The sequence below is a fragment of the Morganella sp. GD04133 genome, from assembly GCF_029835375.1.
Taxonomy (GTDB): Bacteria; Pseudomonadota; Gammaproteobacteria; order Enterobacterales; family Enterobacteriaceae; genus Morganella; species Morganella morganii_B.
The window spans coordinates 13,560-34,751 of sequence record NZ_JAODZS010000004.1; the positions used below are offsets into that span (position 1 = coordinate 13,560).

The 21,192-nt window shown below is 45.9% G+C and carries 21 protein-coding genes and 1 pseudogene; 11 read left to right on the forward strand and 11 right to left on the reverse strand.

Going from position 1 to position 21,192, the window contains the following annotated elements; translation table 11 throughout:
* Nucleotides 1-11: 11 nt before the first annotated feature.
* Nucleotides 12-755 carry a molybdate ABC transporter substrate-binding protein gene (gene modA, locus N7387_RS02465; protein ID WP_346658593.1) on the reverse strand — a complete coding sequence of 248 codons (744 nt, stop codon included), beginning with the start codon at nucleotides 753-755 and terminating at the stop codon, nucleotides 12-14.
* A 657-nt stretch (nucleotides 756-1,412) separates the two neighbouring features.
* On the opposite strand from modA, the gene N7387_RS02470 reads away from it, so the two are divergent.
* From N7387_RS02470 to N7387_RS02480, 3 genes are all read left to right on the forward strand, one after another.
* A complete protein-coding gene (locus N7387_RS02470) occupies nucleotides 1,413-2,222 on the forward strand; it encodes an AraC family transcriptional regulator (protein ID WP_025152843.1) in 810 nt (269 codons plus the stop codon).
* A 99-nt stretch (nucleotides 2,223-2,321) separates the two neighbouring features.
* Nucleotides 2,322-3,056: a hypothetical protein gene (locus tag N7387_RS02475; RefSeq protein ID WP_279796564.1), complete on the forward strand. Its 735-nt coding sequence runs from the start codon at nucleotides 2,322-2,324 to the stop codon at nucleotides 3,054-3,056.
* Nucleotides 3,057-3,198: 142 nt separating this feature from the next.
* The gene (locus N7387_RS02480) at nucleotides 3,199-3,573 is read left to right on the forward strand and encodes a guanylate kinase (protein ID WP_279796567.1); all 375 of its coding nucleotides are present in this window, start codon (nucleotides 3,199-3,201) and stop codon (nucleotides 3,571-3,573) included.
* A gap of 9 nt (nucleotides 3,574-3,582) precedes the next feature.
* Here N7387_RS02480 and N7387_RS02485 read toward each other — a convergent pair whose 3' ends face one another.
* Nucleotides 3,583-4,323: a cyclase family protein gene (locus tag N7387_RS02485; RefSeq protein ID WP_262883419.1), complete on the reverse strand. Its 741-nt coding sequence runs from the start codon at nucleotides 4,321-4,323 to the stop codon at nucleotides 3,583-3,585.
* Nucleotides 4,324-4,456: 133 nt separating this feature from the next.
* Between N7387_RS02485 and N7387_RS02490 the strand changes: the two are divergent.
* Nucleotides 4,457-4,736: pseudogene (locus N7387_RS02490) on the forward strand (putative quinol monooxygenase).
* On the opposite strand, the gene N7387_RS02495 reads toward N7387_RS02490, so the two are convergent.
* Nucleotides 4,729-5,697: a LysR family transcriptional regulator gene (locus tag N7387_RS02495; protein ID WP_279796568.1), complete on the reverse strand. Its 969-nt coding sequence runs from the start codon at nucleotides 5,695-5,697 to the stop codon at nucleotides 4,729-4,731. The pseudogene N7387_RS02490 and the gene N7387_RS02495 overlap by 8 nt on opposite strands.
* Nucleotides 5,698-5,811: 114 nt before the next feature.
* On the opposite strand from N7387_RS02495, the gene N7387_RS02500 reads away from it, so the two are divergent.
* The 4 genes from N7387_RS02500 (at nucleotide 5,812) to N7387_RS02515 (ending at nucleotide 7,796) form a co-directional block, all read left to right on the forward strand.
* A complete protein-coding gene (locus N7387_RS02500; RefSeq protein WP_279796570.1) occupies nucleotides 5,812-6,264 on the forward strand; it encodes a DMT family transporter in 453 nt (150 codons plus the stop codon).
* Nucleotides 6,265-6,266: 2 nt separating this feature from the next.
* Entirely contained in the window at nucleotides 6,267-6,692 is a 426-nt protein-coding gene (locus tag N7387_RS02505) for a DMT family transporter (protein WP_279796572.1), read from the forward strand.
* 79 nt (nucleotides 6,693-6,771) lie between these two features.
* A complete protein-coding gene (locus tag N7387_RS02510) occupies nucleotides 6,772-7,080 on the forward strand; it encodes an antibiotic biosynthesis monooxygenase (protein ID WP_279796574.1) in 309 nt (102 codons plus the stop codon).
* A 14-nt stretch (nucleotides 7,081-7,094) separates the two neighbouring features.
* The gene (locus N7387_RS02515; RefSeq protein WP_262860694.1) at nucleotides 7,095-7,796 is read left to right on the forward strand and encodes a winged helix-turn-helix domain-containing protein; all 702 of its coding nucleotides are present in this window, start codon (nucleotides 7,095-7,097) and stop codon (nucleotides 7,794-7,796) included.
* Here the strand turns inward: N7387_RS02515 and N7387_RS02520 are convergent.
* From N7387_RS02520 to speFL, 6 genes are all read right to left on the reverse strand, one after another.
* A complete protein-coding gene (locus N7387_RS02520; RefSeq protein ID WP_004238319.1) occupies nucleotides 7,791-8,057 on the reverse strand; it encodes a DUF2798 domain-containing protein in 267 nt (88 codons plus the stop codon). The genes N7387_RS02515 and N7387_RS02520 overlap by 6 nt on opposite strands.
* A 181-nt stretch (nucleotides 8,058-8,238) precedes the next feature.
* Complete coding sequence (locus N7387_RS02525; RefSeq protein WP_279796589.1) at nucleotides 8,239-9,660, reverse strand: DKNYY domain-containing protein; 1,422 nt, start codon at nucleotides 9,658-9,660, stop codon at nucleotides 8,239-8,241.
* 85 nt (nucleotides 9,661-9,745) lie between these two features.
* On the reverse strand, nucleotides 9,746-10,366 hold the full coding sequence (locus tag N7387_RS02530) for a TetR/AcrR family transcriptional regulator (RefSeq protein ID WP_279796591.1): 621 nt from the start codon (nucleotides 10,364-10,366) through the stop codon (nucleotides 9,746-9,748).
* 134 nt (nucleotides 10,367-10,500) lie between these two features.
* Nucleotides 10,501-11,829, reverse strand: coding sequence for a putrescine-ornithine antiporter (potE, locus tag N7387_RS02535; protein ID WP_279796811.1), 1,329 nt, complete (start codon nucleotides 11,827-11,829; stop codon nucleotides 10,501-10,503).
* Between the two features lie 63 nt (nucleotides 11,830-11,892).
* Nucleotides 11,893-14,055 (reverse strand): ornithine decarboxylase SpeF, encoded by a 2,163-nt coding sequence (speF, locus tag N7387_RS02540; protein WP_279796593.1) that lies wholly within the window; start codon nucleotides 14,053-14,055, stop codon nucleotides 11,893-11,895.
* Nucleotides 14,056-14,434: 379 nt separating this feature from the next.
* Nucleotides 14,435-14,542: a leader peptide SpeFL gene (speFL, locus tag N7387_RS02545; protein ID WP_262860699.1), complete on the reverse strand. Its 108-nt coding sequence runs from the start codon at nucleotides 14,540-14,542 to the stop codon at nucleotides 14,435-14,437.
* 799 nt (nucleotides 14,543-15,341) lie between these two features.
* On the opposite strand from speFL, the gene N7387_RS02550 reads away from it, so the two are divergent.
* Genes N7387_RS02550 through N7387_RS02560 form a run of 3 tightly spaced genes read left to right on the forward strand, consistent with a single transcriptional unit; the run spans nucleotide 15,342 to nucleotide 18,544 of the window.
* Nucleotides 15,342-16,250: a WYL domain-containing protein gene (locus N7387_RS02550; RefSeq protein ID WP_274370616.1), complete on the forward strand. Its 909-nt coding sequence runs from the start codon at nucleotides 15,342-15,344 to the stop codon at nucleotides 16,248-16,250.
* A gap of 3 nt (nucleotides 16,251-16,253) precedes the next feature.
* A complete protein-coding gene (locus N7387_RS02555; protein ID WP_279796598.1) occupies nucleotides 16,254-17,099 on the forward strand; it encodes a hypothetical protein in 846 nt (281 codons plus the stop codon).
* The gene (locus tag N7387_RS02560) at nucleotides 17,099-18,544 is read left to right on the forward strand and encodes a hypothetical protein (protein WP_279796600.1); all 1,446 of its coding nucleotides are present in this window, start codon (nucleotides 17,099-17,101) and stop codon (nucleotides 18,542-18,544) included. Before N7387_RS02555 ends, N7387_RS02560 begins: the two co-directional genes overlap by 1 nt.
* 494 nt (nucleotides 18,545-19,038) lie before the next feature.
* Here the strand turns inward: N7387_RS02560 and N7387_RS02565 are convergent, their stop codons facing one another.
* Together N7387_RS02565 and N7387_RS02570 are read right to left on the reverse strand one after the other, a co-directional pair.
* Nucleotides 19,039-19,416 (reverse strand): DUF1240 domain-containing protein, encoded by a 378-nt coding sequence (locus N7387_RS02565; protein WP_279796602.1) that lies wholly within the window; start codon nucleotides 19,414-19,416, stop codon nucleotides 19,039-19,041.
* Between the two features lie 64 nt (nucleotides 19,417-19,480).
* Nucleotides 19,481-20,752: a PAAR domain-containing protein gene (locus tag N7387_RS02570; protein ID WP_347815224.1), complete on the reverse strand. Its 1,272-nt coding sequence runs from the start codon at nucleotides 20,750-20,752 to the stop codon at nucleotides 19,481-19,483.
* Between the last annotated feature and the right edge of the window lie 440 nt (nucleotides 20,753-21,192).

Here is a 21,192-nt window from a genome sequence, read left to right on the forward strand (position 1 = left end):
TAATACCGGGATCAGTGCGTGTCAGCCGGTCTGACCGGCAGAAAACCGTAATCGGTAAAGGCATTGATCCCTTCCGGAGAGGCAAAATATTCCGCCAGTTGTTTTGCTTCAGCCGGGGATGCACTGGTGCTGAGCACGGCCAGCGTGGCCACTTCTTCCGGGCTGCCTTCCGGTGACGGCAGAATCATCAGTTTATCGCGGTTTTTCATCGCATCGGCGCGGCCGATAACGGCGGCGTCCACTTCACCGTTGAGCAGATACATCGACAGGTGTTTAATTGTGGCCGCCCGGACAATGACTTTTTCCCGCAGTGCATCACCGTAACCGCTGGCATCCAGCAATACCTCACCACTGCGGCCCAGCGCAATGGCTTTCGGGTCCCCCATACCGATACGCAGATTACTTGCGGCAAGATCCGCAATGCTGTTAATTCCGTCTGCTTTATCTTTGCGTACCGCAATCACCGGAATATGCCGGACGATCGGATAACTGTCCGTCACCTGTTTTTCTTTCTGCAGCTTTTCCACATAATCCGCCGATCCCGGGAAAAACAGATCGCCCTGCTTTGTCAGTTCAAACCGGGTCAGGATCTGCCCGGAACCGCCATATTCCACCGTTACCGTATTACCGGTCTCTTTTTCAAACTGACTGATCACCTTTTCGATCGGCGGGCGCAGACCGGCACCGGCATACATATGTAACTCAGCGGCCATCACAGCCGGAACGGAACAGCAGAACAGAAATGCGGAGAGCATCAGACGACGGGACGACATAGTAACCTCACTCGTTATATATTTTTTTATATAATGATTAAAAACGGTGAGTGGTGCAAGGGACAGTCATCACGAAACGGCGTATCATCTGTCATGCCGGTGGCGTTCCCCGCCGGAAACAATCCATAACATAAATAATATAACGATTGATATTCACCCAAAAAATTCAAATCAGCCAACCGCAACATAATAAAAACATAATATTAAATATAATAACGTTAATTATCAAAATTAAAACAATGGCTACATCTTTGCAGAATAATACGCTGTACTGCACCGGCAACTACAGTATTAATTCATTCCCGCTCAATTTTTTATCAAAAAAACAGATTCAATGATAATTAATTGTATATATATTCCATGGATTAACACAAAATAACAACAAGAAAATAGCATTTAAAATACATAATTCATCATGACATTACTTGCTGTTCGTTAAAGTTATTCACCATGTAAATAAAATAGCACTCAAACCAATAAATAAGGCCGTTAATGTCATAAAAACTACGTATCAAGTAGAAAAGTCCGACATTAGTTATATAATTATTTATATCGGATGGATTGACACTGTCCCTGTTATTTAATTTCCGAAAACTACGCCGTATTGTTTACTCTGAGATGCCCATGAACTCATGTACTTTGACATCTGACAATAATAAAGAGATACAGTCTGTTATTGTTGAGCCTGATATTTTCAATATTACCGAACAACAGGAAAAAGGTCTTTACCTTCTGATGTCCGGAAAAATGAAATGGCAGGATTGCATAAACTCATACACCCTTCATGACAATGAAGTTATTTTTTCCAACCAGGGAAGCTATGCATATCAGCATATTTCCGGCGATATTAACTTATTATGGGTTCCGCTGAGTAACCATTTTCTTCGGGATTTCCTGCACCGCTTTTCAGATATTCTCAGCCATCTTCACCGCGTTGCGGATCCGACATCCGGGCTCATTTACTTCCCGCAGTCCGCCATGCTGAAAAACAGTATCAGCGGGTTTTATGATGCTTACTGTAATAATGCACCGTCACCGCTGATAAAGCTGAAACTGGAAGAATTATTATTAATTATCGCCCTCAGTGAGGAAGGCACACGGCTGATGTCGGTATTGCGCCAGCTGAGTAACCGCCAGGCGGAACGCTTGCAGACCTTTATGGAAAAACATTATCTGAAAGACTGGAAATTAAATGAATTTTCCCGGGAATTTGGTATGGGTCTGACAACCTTCAAAGAGCTGTTTGGTGCGGTATACGGCACATCACCACGGGCCTGGATCAGTGAACGGCGGTTATTATTCTCCCATCAGCTTCTGCTCAATACCCAGATGAGTATTGTTGATGTCTCCATGGAAGCCGGGTTCTCAAGTCAGTCGTATTTTACCCAAAGTTACCGTAAACGTTTCGGATTTACACCCAGCAAAGCCCGGAGTAATCATATAAACTGACGAATAGTGATAAAAACAGAAAACAAAAATAACACCGGAAAAAAACGGGTCTGTTAAGCTGCGTTCCTTTGCTTCACTTTTATTCAGCCAGAGGGATTTATGCTTAATAAAACGACCTGTCATCGTTATCTGTCAGATGATGAAATATATAATTCAGAAGACGTTTGTAACGAGAATGATTTATTATCTAAATATCTTACACGTCAGCAGATAGACCATTTAAAAAAAACGGATTGGTTCCGCCGCAGAAAGAAATGGAATATTCCTTTTCAGTATCGTGACCTGACCATGATCAGACAAACAATACAGGCTTATCCTGATAACTGGGATACCTGTTTGTCTGACACCATTATATTATCCGGGTCCCGTTACTGGGTGGACTGGCTATTAAATGAAACTTATGAATACCGGATAAAAGACGCACACCGTAAACTGTGGGATCGGGAAGAAGAATACCGCCGGAGCCGGATAATAAACAGCCAGCTGTCGGCCCTGTATACACTGTACAGTGCATATTATCCGCAACCGGAACAGACTGAACTGTCAGATATTAAACACTGTCTCACTGAATCCGCACAGGATCTTTCCCGGATACAGCAGGATATTTATGCTCTCCGCCGGGAAATTCCGTTCACACTGCGTCATTTTATTAATCTGTTCCGTGATGTTATTTATCATCATAAACCCTTACCGGACAACGGTATCCCGGACTATTTCCGCACTGTTGTGCAGCTGATTTTGCAGCTGAAAAATAACAATGATGATAATCAGCTGTATCTGTGGCTGAACAACCGCAATATCTGTCTGACGGCAGATAAAATACACTGGTGCTGACAGTACCGGTCAATACACCGGATAAAGGGATAGCAATATCCCTTTTATCTGATGACACATGCCAATAAAAATAAAATAGTGACCACGACGGGAAATAACACACGAACGGCATTTGCCTGATAACCGCAGAGGATTGATATTTATGTACCGTCACACTGAAACGACAGCTGTCACACCTGTGTTTACCGATGAACGCCGGTTGTTATGGCAGACACTGGAGACATTCCCTGCCGAAAGTCAGGAATACCGGGATATCTGTGTAAGCTTACTGGCTCCGGTGATTTGTGATCTGAAAAAAACAAAACATGCCGGACAGATAACCAGAGACTCACTCTTACAGATCCTGTCCCGCTATGATGAATACGGCGAACAGCAGGAATTTATTTTATCCCGTCTTTGGCAGTCACTGCCGGAAACATTATCCGGCAGTGACCTCAAATCGCTGATTGCCGCCGAGCTCAATCAACTGCTCTATGTGAATAACCAGCTGACGTTCTCTCAGTTTAATCTCCGCTGATACGCCGCATTAATCCGGCAAAATCGCAAATGACCGGACCGGGAATCCGCCCGCATTGTCCGGCTTTGCCACGATATTAAAAATCACCGCGCCTTTGGCCGGGACTTTATCGAGGTTGGTCAGCAGCTCTATCTGGTATGCATCCTGATCCAGTACAAAATATTCCGCCAGCAACGCACTGTTTTTGCGGAAATCCTGCGCCGAATCGGTATCAAAGGTTTCATGCCCCACGGCACTGATCCCGCGCTCACGGAACAGAAATTCCAGCGCATCCATTCCCCATCCCGGAATATGGTTGTTTCCTTCCGCATCTTTATTATCCATCAGTGCCTGTGACGGCCAGCGTTTGCTCCAGTCCGTACGCAGTGCCACAAAACTGCCGCTTTCAATACGTCCGTGAACCTGTTCAAACGCCAGCACATCGTCTGCGGATAACGCAAAATCCGCATCCTGCTGTGCCCTGGCGGACTGATCAATCACCACCAGCGGCAGTACCAGTTCTTTCAGTTCCAGTTCATGAACAAAGCGCCGCCCCTGCACAAAATGGCACGGTGCATCAATGTGGGTGCCGTACTGGCCGGGAAACGTAAACTGCTGGGCAAAAAAGCCGTCGCGGTAATCAAACAGCGTTTTAAACTCCGCCGGTTCAAACATAAAAAAGTGCGGTGAATCCGCATTAAATGCGTGTGTCAGGTCGATCCATTTTTTGGATTTCAACAGATTAATTGCGCCGATTAATGATAATGACATTCTGCCCCCTCAATGTTATACCGGTAGTTGTTGTGATTTATGCTCTGGTTATCAGTCAGAATTTACACGGCTTGCCGGGGAAGTCATTTGCAGATATTTCATGTTGTTGTCCGCACCGGACAAGGGGAAGATAATGTTAAAAGTGATTGCTGAAGATTTTATGCAGCCGGATGCCGTTGAGATCCTGATGCCGATGTATGAAGAACTGGTTGCCGCCACTCGCCGTGAGCCGCTGTGTATCAGTTATGATCTGTTTGTCGATCAGAAAGACCCGGGGCATTTTGTTTTTATCGAAACCTGGCCGGATCAGGCCGCGCTGGATGCCCATTGCGCCAGTGAGCACTTCCGCCGCGATTAATCAATATCAGCGCGCCGAACCGCGTTTTATCCTGATGGACAGCGCCGTTAAGTAACAATCAGGGCGGGTATCCCCGCCCTTTCTGCTGCCTGAAAGGCGGATAAATCCTGTTCATATTCTTTCTGATAGGGCCCTTCCGTGCCCAGCGCATCCTGCAAAAAATGTAAAAATGCGGAGACTTTTTTCGGCAGATAGTCACGATCCGGATAAACCGCATAGATATGATGCAGCGGCAGCGGGTATTCCGGCAGTAACGGGAGCAGCCGCCCGGCACGGATATCCGGTGCAGCGATAAACTGCGGCAGCTGGCAGATCCCCGTTCCCTGCAAAACAGCCTGATGCAGCGCCAGACTGTTGTTGGCGCGCAGCGTGCCCTGCGGGGTAAAACGCACGACGTCTCCCCGGTGCAGAAATGTCCAGGACTGACCGGCCTGAAAATAGCTGTAAAACAGGCAATTATGTGCTTTCAGGTCAGTCAGATCCTGTGGTGTGCCGTGTCGTGCCAAATAGGCGGGAGACGCGCACAACACACTGCGGCAGGGGGACAACACGCGGGCAATCAGCGAGGAATCCTGCAATTCACCGATCCGGACAGCCAGATCAAACCCTTCCCCGACCAGGTCCGTCAGCTTGTCATCAAACACCATTTCCGCCCGTAATGACGGCCAGCGCTGTAAAAATTCAGGCATTATGTTAGCCAGATGCAGACTGCCGAATACCGCCGGGGCACTGATTTTCAGTGTGCCTTCAACCTCACGGCTGTAATGTGACAATGCATCCTGCCCGTCCAGCACCGCCTGATGGGCTTTTTTCAGATAGGTGTAATAAAGCTGTCCGGCTTCCGTCAGCTGCAAATGGCGCGTGGTACGGGTGACCAGCCGGATGCCGGTTTGTGTTTCCAGCGCCGCCAGTTTTTTACTGACCGCCGATTTGGTCATATGCAGATACTCTGCCGCTTTTGTCAGGCTCCCCTGCTCGGTGATCGCAATAAACACCGGTAACAGCGAAAAATCCATAGCACCCTCTTCATTGTCAACTTACAGGAAACGCTGTTTTTCTGTTTATAGCGTTTATTTCGGGCACCGGCAATCTCTATACTCTCTCCGTCCGCAATAACGTGAAAAATGATAATGAAAAAAGAGATCCTGTTACCGCTGATTGCCTTACTTTCCGGGGTATTACTCACCCTGATGATTATGAGCAACAGCTATTTATCCACCTTTACTTCCCCGCTGCACGCCTCCTGGCTGACACACGGTATCGGCGCTGTGGTTGCCCTGATTATCTGGCTGACAGTGAAAAAACACCTGCCGCAACGCCGCGCCGGCGCGAAAATTCCGCGGTGGTGCTATCTCGGCGGGATACCCGGTGCATTTACCGTACTGCTGGCGGCGATCACTGTTAACAGCCCGCTGTCACTCTCCGGCTCGATTGTGCTGATGCTTGCGGGGCAGATAGTGACAGGGCTGATTATCGACCATTTTGGTCTGATGGGACTGACACGGCGCAAAGCGACAGGCAGCGACGGGCTGACACTGCTGCTGTTATTCAGCGGCTGTATTCTGATCATTGCAGGAAAATAATAATGTTACTGTTTTATATTAGTATTGCGCTGACAAATGGCATTTGCATTATTTTCAGCCGCAGCATCAATGGCAGATTATCTCAGAGCAGTAATGCGTTTTATGCTTCGCTGGTTAATCATATCGCCGGGTTTATCTTCCTGAGTGTGGTTGTTCTGTTTTACCTGCCGCAATTCCCTGTCACGCTGAGTAACATTCCGCTGATCGCATTCACCGGTGGTATTATCGGTGCCTGTTTCGTGGTGATAAACAGTTATATTCTGCCGCTGCTCGGTGCCACACTGACCACCATTCTGGCTATCTGTGGTCAGGTATTATCCGGCTTTATTATCGATATCCTACAGCACGGCATGCCGTCACATCCGGTGGTGCAGATAACCGGTGTGATTTTAATCCTGCTGGCAATCGCGGTCCGCTACCGGACATAATTCTTCTTATTTCGTTACTCAGCGAAGTGTTTTCTCTGCGCTTCCGTTATGATTAGCCGGACTGCATAAGGAGAAGCCTATGTTTGCTGTAATTTTTGAAGTGACTATGCCGGAAGATAAGCAATCCCGTTATCTGGATATCGCCGCCGGGTTGCGCCCGCTGCTCAGTGAGGCTGAGGGCTTTATCTCCATTGAACGTTTTGCCAGCCTGAGCACACCGGGCAAATTATTATCGCTCTCATTATGGGAAGACGAAGCTTCTCTGCTGAAATGGAAACAAAACCTGCAGCACCGCCGGGCTCAGGAAGAAGGTAAAGCGGATATTTTTTCTTTTTACCGCATCCGTATTGCTGAAATCACCCGTGAATATGATTTCGGGCAGGAATAATCGGCGGAGCTGATATGTCAGAAGAACACACGTCTGAGTTAGAAACCGCGCTTGCCGGTGTGGCTGCCGCACTGGCTGATCCGTCCCGCATCCGCATGCTCTGCGCCCTGATGGACGGCAGAGCCTGGACAGCAACTGAACTGAGCATTGCCGCAGATATCAGTGCCTCCACCACCAGTGCGCATCTGGCAAAACTGGTCGCCGGAAAGCTGATCATCTGTATTCCGCAGGGGCGTCACCGCTATTATCAGCTGGCCGGATTAAACGTGGCCGAAATCATCGAAAAAATGATGAATCTCACCGGCATTCCGGTAACAGCCGCCATCCGCAAATCCTCCGCCCCGCCGCATTTACGGCAGGCCAGAACCTGTTATGACCACCTGGCCGGGGAAACGGCAGTGGCTGTATATGATGCGATGCAGGAAAAAGGCTGGATAACCGCTGACGGTACGGCGCTGACGGTATCCGGCGAATCTGCACTGACTGCGCTCGGGCTGCCTGCCGCCCATACCGTAAAACGGGTTTTCTGCTGCGGCTGTCTGGATTGGAGTGAACGCCGGTTTCACCTCGGCGGCTATCTGGGTGCCGCCCTATTCACGCACTGTGAGCAACAGGGCTGGCTGATCCGCACGCCGGGCTACCGGGAAGTGACAATTACCGGAAAAGGGAAAAAACACTTCCGGCAATGGTTAGGGATTCAGATCCCGTCATTATGAACTTCTGACCAGTAATAACGATAATTTGCGGGCGAACGGCAGAACAAATAAGACGGTCGGGAACGCAATAGCCCAGGATATTCCCCATGATGTCAGCCACGGAGAAACCAGCAGCCAGGAGAATCCCAGTGCTTTGACGGTACTGATAAACGAAACAATACCACTCATCACCAGCGATAAGAAAAAAGGCACCAGAAAGATTAACGCGCGCTGAGGCAGCTTCGGAAAACCTAAAATATAATTTTTGTCCTGAAAAGACATAGACGACTCCGTATAGTGACGACACAACAACACATAACTGTTGTAATGCACAAAGTTACATGCGTTGATTAACGTAAACGCTTACGGGTCAGAGAATTGACCTTTGATGGCGCTATTCTATGAATCTGAGTGCATTTGTCAAATGCAATTTATTCTCAATAAGAAAAATAATCGCGGTTATTCAGTCATCATCCGAAAAATTCAGGAAACTGAACATGCTCTCTTTATAACGGGTGGTGGCCTTCAGCATTTCTGTACCGGAAACCGCCTGCAAACGCCCGTCATGCGCCATTTTCCGGAGGTCATCGACCCGCAGGTCATCACTCAGTAACGCGCGTACAGTCGTATTCTCCGGAATTAAATAGATTGGTCCGCGCATAAGCTGTGATGCGCCCAGCCGGTCAAAATAATAATATTGCCCGCCTTTCTGCCAGACCTCCCCGTAATGGTGAGAGGTAATGTCGCCGACTTTTACCCAGTTATCCGCTGTATTATCATCAAGACGATAAAGTATCGTACTGCGGGAAATCAGCCCCGGTGATTTCCGGCCGCCCCATGATTCCGCCCCCTGCAAATACCGGGTTTCATTGCCGCAGATGAAAATCAGCGGTGATATTTCCTGACAGCTATCCTGCAACGGCGGGTTATCCCCGGCGCGGCGGATTTTTTCTTTTTTCCGGTCATAAAAATAAACACCCCGGCGGGATAAAAACAGCCCCTGATTAACATGCTGACCATAGTAACTGATCACACGGTAAGGCGCATATTCCGGCGGGAATACGACATTATTCATGGCCGCCTGACCGGTTTGCGGATCAAATAAATAGGCTTCCTGAAATAAATTACCGAGGTAAAAACCATACAGTGATTCTGTATCTTTCAGCGGTAATAAATGGTGCTGATAATAAACATGTTCCCCGTCGTGATAAAATACCTGGCTCTCACGCACTGATTTATCATCCTGCCGGACAGCCACAGGGCGCAATGCCGCCGGATTTGCCCCCGGCATTAATTTACCGTCAAAGAAAACCTGCTCTCCGTTACTGATAAGACCGGAATCCGGTAATATCCGGTAAGGTGTGGCTGACGACGGCAATGGCTGCTGCGGATAATAGTAAGTCAGAGGCTTATCACTCAGCCCCCAGCCGTAACGCCATTCCTGATACAACTTTTGCAGACCGGACAGTTCATTATTTATCCGCGTATACGGAGCACAGAAAACGGTATTTTTACCATCGGTAAAATAGCCATTCCCGATAGTAACCGCCGTCTGAGGATTAAAACCCGCAACGGGAAGATTACCACACCAGGCGTGATATTTATCGGCTGCAAATTGCCGGCCATTATGGTTGTTATTGTCAGGCAATAACCGGAAACTGTCCGGATCCGCACCGGGGATTAAAAAATACCCGTCAGACGGCACAGCGGCATAAACCTGGTCGTCATACAATGTGAAAACGGAGTGCCCGAATGGTTTCCCGTTCCGGTCAATATCGTAATACGGTGTTTTATCCATGGCCAGAATGACCCCGGATATAAACAGGACAGAAACCAGCATAATACCGGACAGAATGACAAGAACAAGGCGTTTACGGGCTTTCATAGGATGGAAATAGTATCCGGAAACACTGCCGCCTGCTATCAGAGAAAACCATTTTTCAGCCCGGAATTATCATCTTTCCCGGCTGTTATGCCAGTATCTGCTTCATAAAAATAGTAATAAACAGATCCAGCGGTTCACCGTTGCGGGTCAGTTTGGCACGCATGACCGCCCCTTCCCAGCCAGCCCAGAAAAAGACTGCCATCTGCCTGCAATCAATATTTCCGGAAATAAGACTTTGTGCCTGTGCTTCCAGAAGGCAATCTTCCACTTTCTTTTGCCAGCCGGTAATAATGTCATTAAGTAATTCGCAATACCCTGCCGGCAGACTGACAACTTCCTGCCCGAGATTACCGATCAGGCACCCGCGCTGCCAGTGGTATTTTTCCATTCCGGCTTTGGCAATCCTGCAAAATGTCAGTAATCTTTCCGGTGGCGGCAATGTGGTATCAGACAGACATTTATCCAGCAGATGAGAAAAACAGCGGTCATAATGACGTATCACTTTCACACCAAAATTTTCTTTACTGCCAAAGTAATAATAAAAAGATCCCTTCGGAATACCTGCTTTTGTTAATATTCTGCTGATATCCGACGTCATATATCCTGTTTCGGTAAACACTTCCGTACCGCTGCGGATCAATATTTCTTTTACATCGGTACCTGCATCATGGTTTTTCGGCGGTCGTCCCCGTTTCGGCTTTGTCATTATTGCTGTCATTACGTTTTATCTCTGTTATGCGGAATAGACAGATTGCTGTCCGTATACATTCCGGCTGTTTCGCTGCAGGAAAAAATCCTCCCGCCGTTACTGCACGGGAGGAACCCACCGGAGAGTGTTCGTTATTTCATCATTACGTCCTGGTTTTGTTTCATTTCAAACCGCGGGGAAACAAAGCCATACAGTGTCCAGCCGAGGAAGGTGGCAAGCGCCCCCCACATCACAGCATCTTCACCGGATGAATACAGCGCATAGAAACTATAAACAGCACCGATAAATGCAATCACATTGCCTGTCCGTGCTTTCTTAGGATCCACATTGGCGACTTTCTGCAGAATAATCATGGCAGCCATGGAAAGGATATAAGGGATAATATTGGTAACAACCGCCAGGTTAACCAGCACATTGAATTGTTTATTCAGTGACGGGCTGATGGTCATCAGCGACAGTGCAGACTGAATAATAACAATAACCAGCATACCTTTTACCGGGGCATCCGCTTTGGTAACGGCAGAAAAGATTTTCGGGAAATAACCGGAATCGGATGATGATTTAAATACCTGCGCAATAGTGAACTGCCAGCCTAATAATGAACCGCAGCAGGACATAATCATCAGCGCCATAACAACCTTACCCACACCCGGCGTAAACATTTGTGAGAATGCCAGGCCAAACGGCGCAGTCGAGTTTGCCAGATCCATATTCGGTACAATACCGGCGATGACGTTTGTTGATACGATATAAATAACCGCTGCACCTAATGTTCCGCCCAATACCGCTATCGGCACATTTTTCTCAGGATTATCAACCGCCTCACTGTTAGCACAGGCAGATTCCATCCCTAAAAATGCCCATAATGTCATCGCAATAGAGGAACCGACCGCCTCAAAAAGCGGAAAGTTATGCGGGTTCCAGGAATTAACATACAGTTCAGGGCTGAACCACCACCAGCCGATAACCGAAATACCGACAACCGGAATAATGCCCCCCCAGACAGTCACACTGCTGATCCGTCCGGTGATCCGTGCACCGCCGAAGTTTGCCACCGTACAAATCCACAACACCACAATTGTGGCAATACAGATACCCAGCGGCGTCATCGCCGCATCCATCAGTTCAGCACCATAACCGACGGCAGAAATCGCGATCGCAACGTTTGCAATCAGCAGAGAAACACCATAGGTGTAATTCGCCATAAAGTTACCGGATTTACCAAATGCGTATTCCGCGTAACCTCCCATCCCTCCGCTGCGGCGGCTGTACATACCACACTTGGCAAATGCATAAGCCAGTGCCATAGAGCCGACAGCGGTCACAACCCAGGACAGAATAGAAACCGTCCCCACTTCCGCCAGTTTTGTCGGCAGCATAATGATGCCGGATCCCATCATATTCACTGCGGTTAATATCGTGAGCTGTAATACGCTCATTTTATTCTTTGAAGCACTCATCATATTTCTCCCCGGCTGACGGAGCACGCTCATCCGCGCTCCGTCATGCACGAATTAACGAACTCAGTGTTTAATTACATAGCCGTATGCCCGCTGACGACCATCGTCATCACAGCGGATATACACACCCTGTAATTCCGGTGAGAATCCCGGGAAGAGGTTAATCCCCTCCTCGAGCGCCAGAAAATATTGCTGCACGGAGCCGCCCCAGATTTCCCCCGGAACCACACACAGAACCCCCGGCGGATAAGGCAGAGCACCTTCAGCCGCAATACGGCCTTCAATCTGATCCACTGCGACCAGTTCCGCATTACCGCGCACAAACGCAATATTCGCGGCCTGCGGCAACATGCTGACCTGCGGGAAGTGTGATTTGCGGAACATCTCTTTCTGGCGTTGTTTCACATTAAACTTCACATACATATCATGCATTTCCTGACATAACTGACGGATGGTATACCCCAGATAACGGGCTTCATGCGCATGATATACAGACGGCAGCACCTCTTTCAGCGGCGCATCCTGTTCCAGTAATTGCTCAAAACGGGCAATCTGAGCCACCAGATGCTGCATTTTTGCCATGCTCTCGGCAGGTGTCAGCAGGAACAGAATGGAGTTGAGATCGCATTTTTCAGGAATGATATTATTTTCACGCAGATAGTTAGCCAGAATCGTTGCCGGCACACCGAATGCTTCATAATTACCGGTTTTGGCATCAATACCCGGCGTTGTCAGCAGTAATTTGCACGGATCAACAAAATACTGATTTTCTTCATATCCCTCAAAGGCATGCCAGCGCTCACCCGGCACAAAATTGAAGAACCGGAGATCATTGGCAATCACATCAGTCTCAAAATCACCCCATGAACGACCATCGATAGTTTCCGGAATGAACGGGCGGATATACTGACAGGATTTGAGCAGCAACTTACGGGTTTCAATCCCGGTTTTCACGCAATCCATCCATAAACGCTTACCCGATTTCCCTTCATGCATTTTGGCGTTCACATCCAGAGCGGCAAACAGCGGATAGAACGGGCTGGTGGAGGCATGCATCATAAAGGCATTGTTCAGACGTTTGTGATTCACATAACGGCTCTGACCTTTAATATGACTGTCTTTTTTATGGATCTGGGATGTCTGAGAGAAACCGGCCTGTTGTTTATGGACAGATTGTGTGACCAGAATTCCGGGATCATTTTCATTCAGCTCCAGCAAAAGCGGAGAACAATCTTTCATCATCGGAATAAACTGCTCATAACCAACCCAGGCGGAATCAAATAAAATGTAGTCACATAAATGACCGATTTTATCGACAACCTGGCGTGCGTTATAAATTGTTCCGTCATAGGTGCCCAGCTGAATAACGGCCAGGCGGAACGGACGTTTTTCACCGGTTCGTTCAGGTGCGACTTCTTTAATTAAGCCGCGAAGATAATCTTCCTCAAAACAGTGAGCATCAATCCCGCCGATAAATCCGAACGGGTTGCGTGCCGCTTCCAGATAAACCGGTGTTGCCCCTGCCTGTATTAATGCGCCGTGGTGGTTTGATTTGTGGTTGTTACGATCGAATAATACCAGGTCACCCGGCGCCAGTAAGGCATTCAGCACCACTTTATTTGAAGACGACGTACCATTAAGGACAAAATAGGTTTTATCCGCATTAAAGACTTTCGCCGCATGCTGCTGTGCCGCGCACGGAGCTCCTTCATGAATCAGCAGATCCCCCATGGAGACATCCGCATTACATAAATCAGAACGGAATAAATTTTCACCGAAATATTCAGCAAACTGGTTACCCAGCGGGTGGCGGCGGAAAAACTCCCCGCCCTGATGTCCGGGACAATCAAAAGCGGAATTGCCCTGCTCAACATACTTTTTCAGACTACCGAAAAATGGCGGCAACAAACTTTCTTCATATTTCAGCGCCGCTGTTTCCAGTTGCTTACTGTATAATTCACCGTTCTTTTTATTTAAATCAATCACACCGGTTAACCGTGTAATGACATCTGCCGGAATGACTTCGTGATCACTGATTACAGCGAAAACCGGCTGTTCAAAACTGTGCTGCTCAATAAAATCCAGTTTTCCGTCGCGGATATCATCAAGTGAAATAACGATGACAGCAACATCCGTAAAATCGGTATTCAGGATATCCACACATTCCCGGTGTGTTGAAATATAGTCAGACATATCATAGCTGACAGCGATTTTATAACTTTTCATTTTCATACCTTTTATTTTTGGCAAAAACTTCCCGCTGAAATAGTCAGAAAAAATATTTCAGTTATTTATTTTCATAAATGCGAATTTGTTCCCTCAATATACTATTGAGTTAAAAAATCACATTTCTCTTTATGCCATTACGTATGTCAAAACAATATTCAGGACTGACGGTTTCCACTGTCTCAGCAAGGGCTTTTTTTGCCGCAGCCGGGAATGACGAAAACGGTTTACCTGCATATTGATATGCATGAAAGCCAGAGTATGAATTATCAATCAGAATTCAGCATATCCACACATAAATGCGGGATATAATGAGAAAGAGGTCGACGATCCATACGATGGCAATATGCAGACAACGTCATGGATGTCAGTAGAGGGACTACCTATGTGCATTAAAACGATTAAAATCAAAACACGAACGATGTGAGAACATCATAAGGTGTGTGACACGTCTTATATGCGGCCAAAATCGGTTATTGTTTTCCATTTTTGCACCTGTTTAAAATTAAGACTATCTGACGAACAATTATTAATATAACCATGTACAAATGCCATACCGTGACATATATCAAAATAATAACCCTAAAAATAGATTTCACCAAATTTAATTAGTATAAAAATACATTTTGTTAATGCTGTGTTGTATATATCACTCGCATCAATTAAAAAATAAATACATATTTAATATAGTTACTATGTCTATATTATATATAACAACTAACACACCATCATTATAGTGACACGGTCTATATTATTTATTTGAAAATAATAAAAAACAACCGTGATATATATCTAATCAAATGGCACTAATAGTTTAATTTTAAATACGGACGTAATAACAATAAATTACCAGCAATAATATTTTGTGACCGCAAGACTCGCAAAATTAACAAGGTATTATTTTTGAATAATTATTCATTTCAGCAATAATTTTTCTCTGTATATGCTAAATATATAAACGCAACAGGGGGCGTACAGTGAAGATGGAACCGGCTTAGCCAGCCTGGCTGAGTGCCTTACAGTTAAGCCCTCCCTCCGGATATCGAACGCTGGTACATATCCCGGACACGTCAGTTGTTCTTTCACCTCTGAATGGCTACCCGCGACTGCAGTCAGGGGACTGATTATATTATTGACCGCAAAAGCCATTAACCGGCTTCCCGACTTAATCTCCTTAAGTTATATGAGAAATTTGCCGATATAAAAATATAATCCTTCAGTCGCTACTGACATGCCCTGTCAGTCGCGACTGGTAATCTCAGGAAAAAATCACAAGGAGAACACGCATGAGCGGGCATGAGGTTATGGTACAAAGAATAACCGCTATTATTGCGGAACTTTACCAGTGCGGTTTTGTATCACGTAAGAAGATGATGGACGAATTCAACATCAGTGAACGTACTTTGTATCGTGATCTTAATCGTCTGGGCGACAGAATCATCCCCGATGGTGATGGTATTTACAGGCTGGCTCCCGCTTACGCTAAACCTCAGGCTCTAAAAGAGCAACAAAATCTCATCAGCGTCCTGGGCATGGCAGAACTATTCCCTGCAAAAAAAATATTCTCCCGGCCCGACCTGACTTCCTTGATCATCAGATCGCTACCCGGAGATCCGGAAGCGAAACGCATGCTTGAGAATAACTATAGTTTGTTCGATAAAGCGATTCGTGAAAATAACCTTTGTGAATTTCATTATAAAGGGAAACATCGCACCGTCGCACCTTATAAGCTTATTAATATAAAGAGTGTCTGGTATCTCGGTGCGGTAGAGAATGAAAAGGTTAAAGGATTTCAGCTTACCAAAATTCATTGGCTGACATTTAAATCAGAGCACTTCACACCACAACCCCATATCATGCAATACTTTGCTGAAGAAGATGATGTCTGGTTTTCTTTGGATAAGCAGATTGTACTGCTTAAAATTGCAGCCGGCGTAAGTCATTTTTTTAAACGTCGAAATGTACTGCCTGCCCAAAAGTTAATTCGTCAGGAATCTAATGGCGACTTGATCGTGCAAACCAAAATGGCACACGAAAACCAGTTATTTCCATTACTACGTTATTGGTTACCAAATATCACTATTATTTCCCCGGTTGGCCTGCAACAACATTTTTATCTTAAGCTCAACCAACAGATAATAGAAATGAAATCCCATTGCAGTGAAATTATTTTTGACAACATACAACAGGAGTAAAAAATGTTACGTGGTTCAGAAAGAAAAGAAGCATTAGCCAGTCTCAAAAGTACAACTAACTGTTATGAGGCACAGGCTAAAGGCACCCAGGATGAGATCACGGCCCTCTTTCTGTTACGCCAGAAATGCAGTAAGGACCTTATTGCCCGTGGTGAAAATTTTGTTAACCGACTGGCGAATTCGCCCAAAGAGTTTGATAAATCCTGGAGCGAATTGAAAGCGGAAATCGCTGAATTTGATAACGTGGTGGAAAAACTGGAAGAAGAATACCGCGCATCACATATTGGTAAAGGAACGGCTGCTGCGGGGATTGCCGTAGGGGCAGGCGTCGCCGCATTTGCCCCTACGGCTGCGCTGGCAGTAGCAACAACTTTTGGTACAGCATCCACAGGTACCGCTATTGCTACGTTAAGCGGAGCTGCCGCAACAAATGCAGCCCTGGCGTGGCTCGGCGGCGGCGCACTGGCTGCAGGTGGCGGTGGCATGTCAGCAGGAAGCGCACTACTGGCTCTGGCGGGTCCAATAGGCTGGGGGATTGGTGCTGTAGGCATCGCTGGCGGAACCTTACTGGCACGTCGCAAAAACGGTAAAATCATTGAGGAAGCACAACAGGAAGAGCGCCAGATCCGCGCAAAAACCAGCGAACTTCGGGTGATAGAACGTGGTACACAAGAACTCAGGATGCTCACATCCGGTCACTATCATGGTACTGAAGGTATCATTGATGTGCTGGAAAAGACTGCGCCTCAGGACTATTGCCGGTTTAATACTCATCAGAAAGATCAATTAGGGGCATTGATTAACCATATCAATGCATTATCAAAACTGATCAACAAGAAAATCCAGTAATGAGCATTAACCATAATACAGTTGGTGATCAGCTCATCGGCAGCGCGGTTAACGCCATTAATCAGACCCGCATTGATAACGAACTGTTAAAACTATCGCAGCAGGATCGTGCATTTGAGCTGGCTGGCGAACAAATGCAAAAGGTTCGTGATTTCATCGCGTCGCCGGGTAACATCCTGGGCTCAATGAGCACCAAACACGGTGAAATTGCCGAGCAGGTCGAAGTTGGCGTACGCAACGCTCGCCAAGCAATAGAAGAAAGGGTTCAGGACGCCTCTGATCTTAGCGCCACGTTTGACGGAGTGGGTCGAACCGCTCCGGCGGATTATATGATAGATGGCGTTGACGTACAGTCAAAGTTTATCAACGGAGTTAATAATAACCTGAACCATGTCCTTCAGCACATGGAAACCTATCCCAATTTCACCCGGGGTGAATCCTTTTATCATATCCCCAAAGACTCCTGGCAAACAATTCAGGATGTTATTGATGGGAAGCCGGCTGAAGGCTTGAGCGAAAAAACAATACAGGCTATCAGAGATAAAGTTGCAGAAATTGAAAGTACAACGGGAAGACCCTTTAATGATGTCGTGCGTCCCGGAGTTTCTGATTACAAAGATGTTCAGTGGGGAAAAATTGACGAAACGCTTGATAAGCATGATCAGGAATTAGCGGAACAGAACGAGGCAAAAAAAGCAGAAATTATTGACGATCACCAACCATCCCTAAGTGAAGGCATGCGCGCAACTGCAATGGGAGCCGCTTTCGGTGGAACCTTTGCTCTTGTAACAGGCATATACAGCAAATACCGTGATGGTAAAAATATATTTCGCGGAGAGTTCAACGGACAGGACTGGCAGGATGTAGGCTTAGATACATTGAAAGGTGCCGCTATTGGTGGTGTATCCGCCGGAGCAATTTATACCCTGACCAATTACGCCTCTCTGGGAGCACCGTTCGCCAGCGCACTGGTCACTGCCGCTAAAGGTGTAGGCAATCTCGCTTTCTCCTATCAGCGCGGTGAGATTAATGCTGATGAATTTACCGATCTTGGCCTTATTATCTGCGCGGAATCAGCCATCGTTGGCGCAATGTCTGTCGCAGGTCAGGCAATCATCCCTATACCCGTTTTAGGGGCATTGGTTGGTTCTATCTCAGGGAAGTTTATGGTTACCGTAGCTAAAAATCTGGACAGTAAAGCACGCCAATTACTGGCGAAAAAAATGGAACAATTTACATGTCGCTTAAGTGAGATTGAGCAGAAAGCGCTCAACCGAATTCTGAATGAGTTCGCGGCGCTGGGTGAGCTCACCACAGCCGCATTTAACGTGGAAAACAATCGCCGGTTGCTGGAAGCAAGCATCACGCTTGCCCGGGCTCACGATGTTGAAGAGGCGAAGATAATCAAAAATGCGGATGACCTTGACACATTTATGATGGCGTAGCACCCGAATAAAAATGACAGCAAGGATAAGACCAAAATACTATAGATAATTGGTACGTTCATTTTACGGGTAATAGGGTTTGTTATTATAAAAATGGGCATTGTTGCCATGCTTTTCCGGTTGCCATCCTGACCCACCGGGGCCGTTTCGTGACGGTGCCGGTTACTGTCGCTGTGATGGGCTTTGCTTTTCGACATGAGCGCCCGGACCACCTGCTGACTGCTGAGACTGAAAATACAAATAACTGAAAGAGGTTCGCATTTTGCGCAAAACACTGATACATAATAACCGGAAATATTTACAGATTTTTTAAGGTGCAGCGGTAATCTGCGGACGGATTTACCTTATCCCCCTCATCATCCGGAACGTTAGGATCTGTCAGGATTAAAATGTCTATATTTTTAACTACTTAACGTGCTTATTCCGGGCCTTGTATCCTTCCGGATTACCCGCCCCCAAATCTTAGAGGCGGATTCCGAAAAATAAGCTTTAACTTATTTTTTAGGCGCTAAACAGAGTTTTTTATCAGTGACATATTTAGTTGCCATCATAGGCATCCAACCTGATGGGGTTCCATTACATTTAACATACCCTTTGCTATCTATAGTACTCAAATAATAAAGATTAAATATAAACGTCAATGTAGCCATCAAAACTAAACCTAACATCATTATTTTTGCCACTTTTTTTTGAAAAGTAATACTTGCCTGCCGCCCTTTCAATATGGGGGACAATGATAATAATATAACAGGAATAGCTATTGTTATAAATGAAAACAAAAGAGCTATTCCGTGAGAAAAAACAAAGATATCCGGATATGAAAAATAAACAGAAAGGCCATCAATACCAAGATAAAATGTAACAATAGTCATTAATATTATTATTAAATCAAAAAAAACAAGTAAAACCTTTTTTTCGGAGAGAACTTATCCATTATTATAAAATCCTTGGCTTTATATCTTTCAGTGATTTTTTAATATAGCGTTTCACTTCACTTTCTAATACTTCCTTACCTGTTTCTAACATTTTATCTGCATACATAGCGCCAATATCATAAATTCCTTTTTCTATTTCCCTTGCCTTTTGTACAAATTCTTGTTGTGATGCCTCAAGATATGCAACTACTTTATCAGTAACTCCGAATTTATCATCTAACATATTAAGCGCTATTGCGCTAAGCAAACCGAAAGCAACTACTACGATTAATGGAACTGAAACCACTGCGGTAAGTGTTGTAATTGCTGTCGCTGCTCCCCAACTAATAGCAGACGCAATTCCCAATTTAACTACATCAGTTGCAAGTGAGCCAATAAATTTTGCTAATGATGTTTCATCATTCAATATATAATCAAGTGTACGATAAGCTGCGGCAACATAAAACGTCAAACGCGCACCTTCAATAATTGACTTAGTAAGTCCATATTTACCAATACCAAGGTCAACAACTCTTGTATTATCTAATCTGAATACAGGGGCATTGAGTATTTTTCTTATTCCGGGATAACCTGTAAATTTAATGAGTTCCGTCCCTATATGATTGATATAAACCGTTGCCCGAATACCAAGATCGCCGAGTTTTACAAGAATCATTGACGTGGTAACAACATCCTTACCATTCACACCATAATTCACCATAACTTGCCCGATACCGGATTGTGTTATTTCTACCCAGGCCGTTTTTGTGTCTTTCCATCCCCATGACTGAAGCACTTCAAAAACTTCACTAACGGTGAGTAACATCACATCGAAATTATTTTGATACAGCATCCCCCTCAACCGTTGATCCGGAAAGACCATGCTGTTACGTAGCACCGGATAATCAGGAATAAATCCTAATTCGGTTTTTTCTCCGGTGAGGTAGGCCGGAAGTTTCCGGGGTCCGGCATATCCTGTATGTGGTTTTGATTCTGAAAATGTGGTCACATCAGTGAGTGATGTAGCGTTTACGGGGGAAGCTTTTGCAATAATGGTATTAGAGCCATAAGGACAACCACACTGCACGATTGAGCCGTCAACGGCCTGTGGTTTGCGGTTATTCATCATCCGGCTGTCTCCGGTTGCTATCGTGCCGGTCTGTTTGCACTGCGGGCAGGTGGTGGTGAGGTCGCCGACAATCACCGCCGGTGTGCCTTTGTATTTTATCATGCTTGACGACGCGATACAGGTGGCGCCTGTTGTGGTTTTGTCACCATCAATCGCCCTGATAATCGTGGCAGCCTCTCAAAACTTAATTTTAGTTAGGACTTGTCAGGATTAAACGGTATAGATTCCAAAAGACGGCGGCAGACTTCAGAAGACAGTGATTTTGCGGTAAGACTTGATTTCAGTAGAGTCGGGAGACTTCAGGAGACGTTCAGAGAGGTTTGTCTGGAGCGGCGAAGGGCTTAGAATACATAGCGTATTTAATTGATAAATAACGATTAAATAAATTCTATTTTCAATTCTATACAGATTTCTATACAACATTGTATCGCGCTAGGGGCTTTTCTGCTTTCAGGCTGACGGTATCGAGGCGGGCGCTCACATTGCGAAAATATCACCGTTACCATAATTCATTGCAGATAGTGAAACACCGACCAGACAGAACCCTCCCCGTAACCTCCCCGTCATTTTCCACTGCCTCCGTTTCAAACGGAACCGTGATATCC

Excerpts from the sequence above, each read along its gene's own strand:
- modA (WP_346658593.1), bottom strand. The coding sequence starts at position 755 with ATGCTCTCCGCATTTCTGTTCTGCTGTTCCGTTCCGGCTGTGATGGCC.
- N7387_RS02475 (WP_279796564.1), top strand. The coding sequence starts at position 2,322 with ATGCTTAATAAAACGACCTGTCATCGTTATCTGTCAGATGATGAAATA.
- N7387_RS02480 (WP_279796567.1), top strand. The coding sequence starts at position 3,199 with ATGTACCGTCACACTGAAACGACAGCTGTCACACCTGTGTTTACCGAT.
- N7387_RS02485 (WP_262883419.1), bottom strand. The coding sequence starts at position 4,323 with ATGTCATTATCATTAATCGGCGCAATTAATCTGTTGAAATCCAAAAAA.
- N7387_RS02495 (WP_279796568.1), bottom strand. The coding sequence starts at position 5,697 with ATGGATTTTTCGCTGTTACCGGTGTTTATTGCGATCACCGAGCAGGGG.
- N7387_RS02500 (WP_279796570.1), top strand. The coding sequence starts at position 5,812 with ATGAAAAAAGAGATCCTGTTACCGCTGATTGCCTTACTTTCCGGGGTA.
- N7387_RS02505 (WP_279796572.1), top strand. The coding sequence starts at position 6,267 with ATGTTACTGTTTTATATTAGTATTGCGCTGACAAATGGCATTTGCATT.
- N7387_RS02510 (WP_279796574.1), top strand. The coding sequence starts at position 6,772 with ATGTTTGCTGTAATTTTTGAAGTGACTATGCCGGAAGATAAGCAATCC.
- N7387_RS02515 (WP_262860694.1), top strand. The coding sequence starts at position 7,095 with ATGTCAGAAGAACACACGTCTGAGTTAGAAACCGCGCTTGCCGGTGTG.
- N7387_RS02520 (WP_004238319.1), bottom strand. The coding sequence starts at position 8,057 with ATGTCTTTTCAGGACAAAAATTATATTTTAGGTTTTCCGAAGCTGCCT.
- N7387_RS02525 (WP_279796589.1), bottom strand. The coding sequence starts at position 9,660 with ATGAAAGCCCGTAAACGCCTTGTTCTTGTCATTCTGTCCGGTATTATG.
- N7387_RS02530 (WP_279796591.1), bottom strand. The coding sequence starts at position 10,366 with ATGACAAAGCCGAAACGGGGACGACCGCCGAAAAACCATGATGCAGGT.
- potE (WP_279796811.1), bottom strand. The coding sequence starts at position 11,829 with ATGAGTGCTTCAAAGAATAAAATGAGCGTATTACAGCTCACGATATTA.
- speF (WP_279796593.1), bottom strand. The coding sequence starts at position 14,055 with ATGAAAAGTTATAAAATCGCTGTCAGCTATGATATGTCTGACTATATT.
- speFL (WP_262860699.1), bottom strand. The coding sequence starts at position 14,542 with ATGGAAAACAATAACCGATTTTGGCCGCATATAAGACGTGTCACACAC.
- N7387_RS02550 (WP_274370616.1), top strand. The coding sequence starts at position 15,342 with ATGAGCGGGCATGAGGTTATGGTACAAAGAATAACCGCTATTATTGCG.
- N7387_RS02555 (WP_279796598.1), top strand. The coding sequence starts at position 16,254 with ATGTTACGTGGTTCAGAAAGAAAAGAAGCATTAGCCAGTCTCAAAAGT.
- N7387_RS02560 (WP_279796600.1), top strand. The coding sequence starts at position 17,099 with ATGAGCATTAACCATAATACAGTTGGTGATCAGCTCATCGGCAGCGCG.
- N7387_RS02565 (WP_279796602.1), bottom strand. The coding sequence starts at position 19,416 with ATGACTATTGTTACATTTTATCTTGGTATTGATGGCCTTTCTGTTTAT.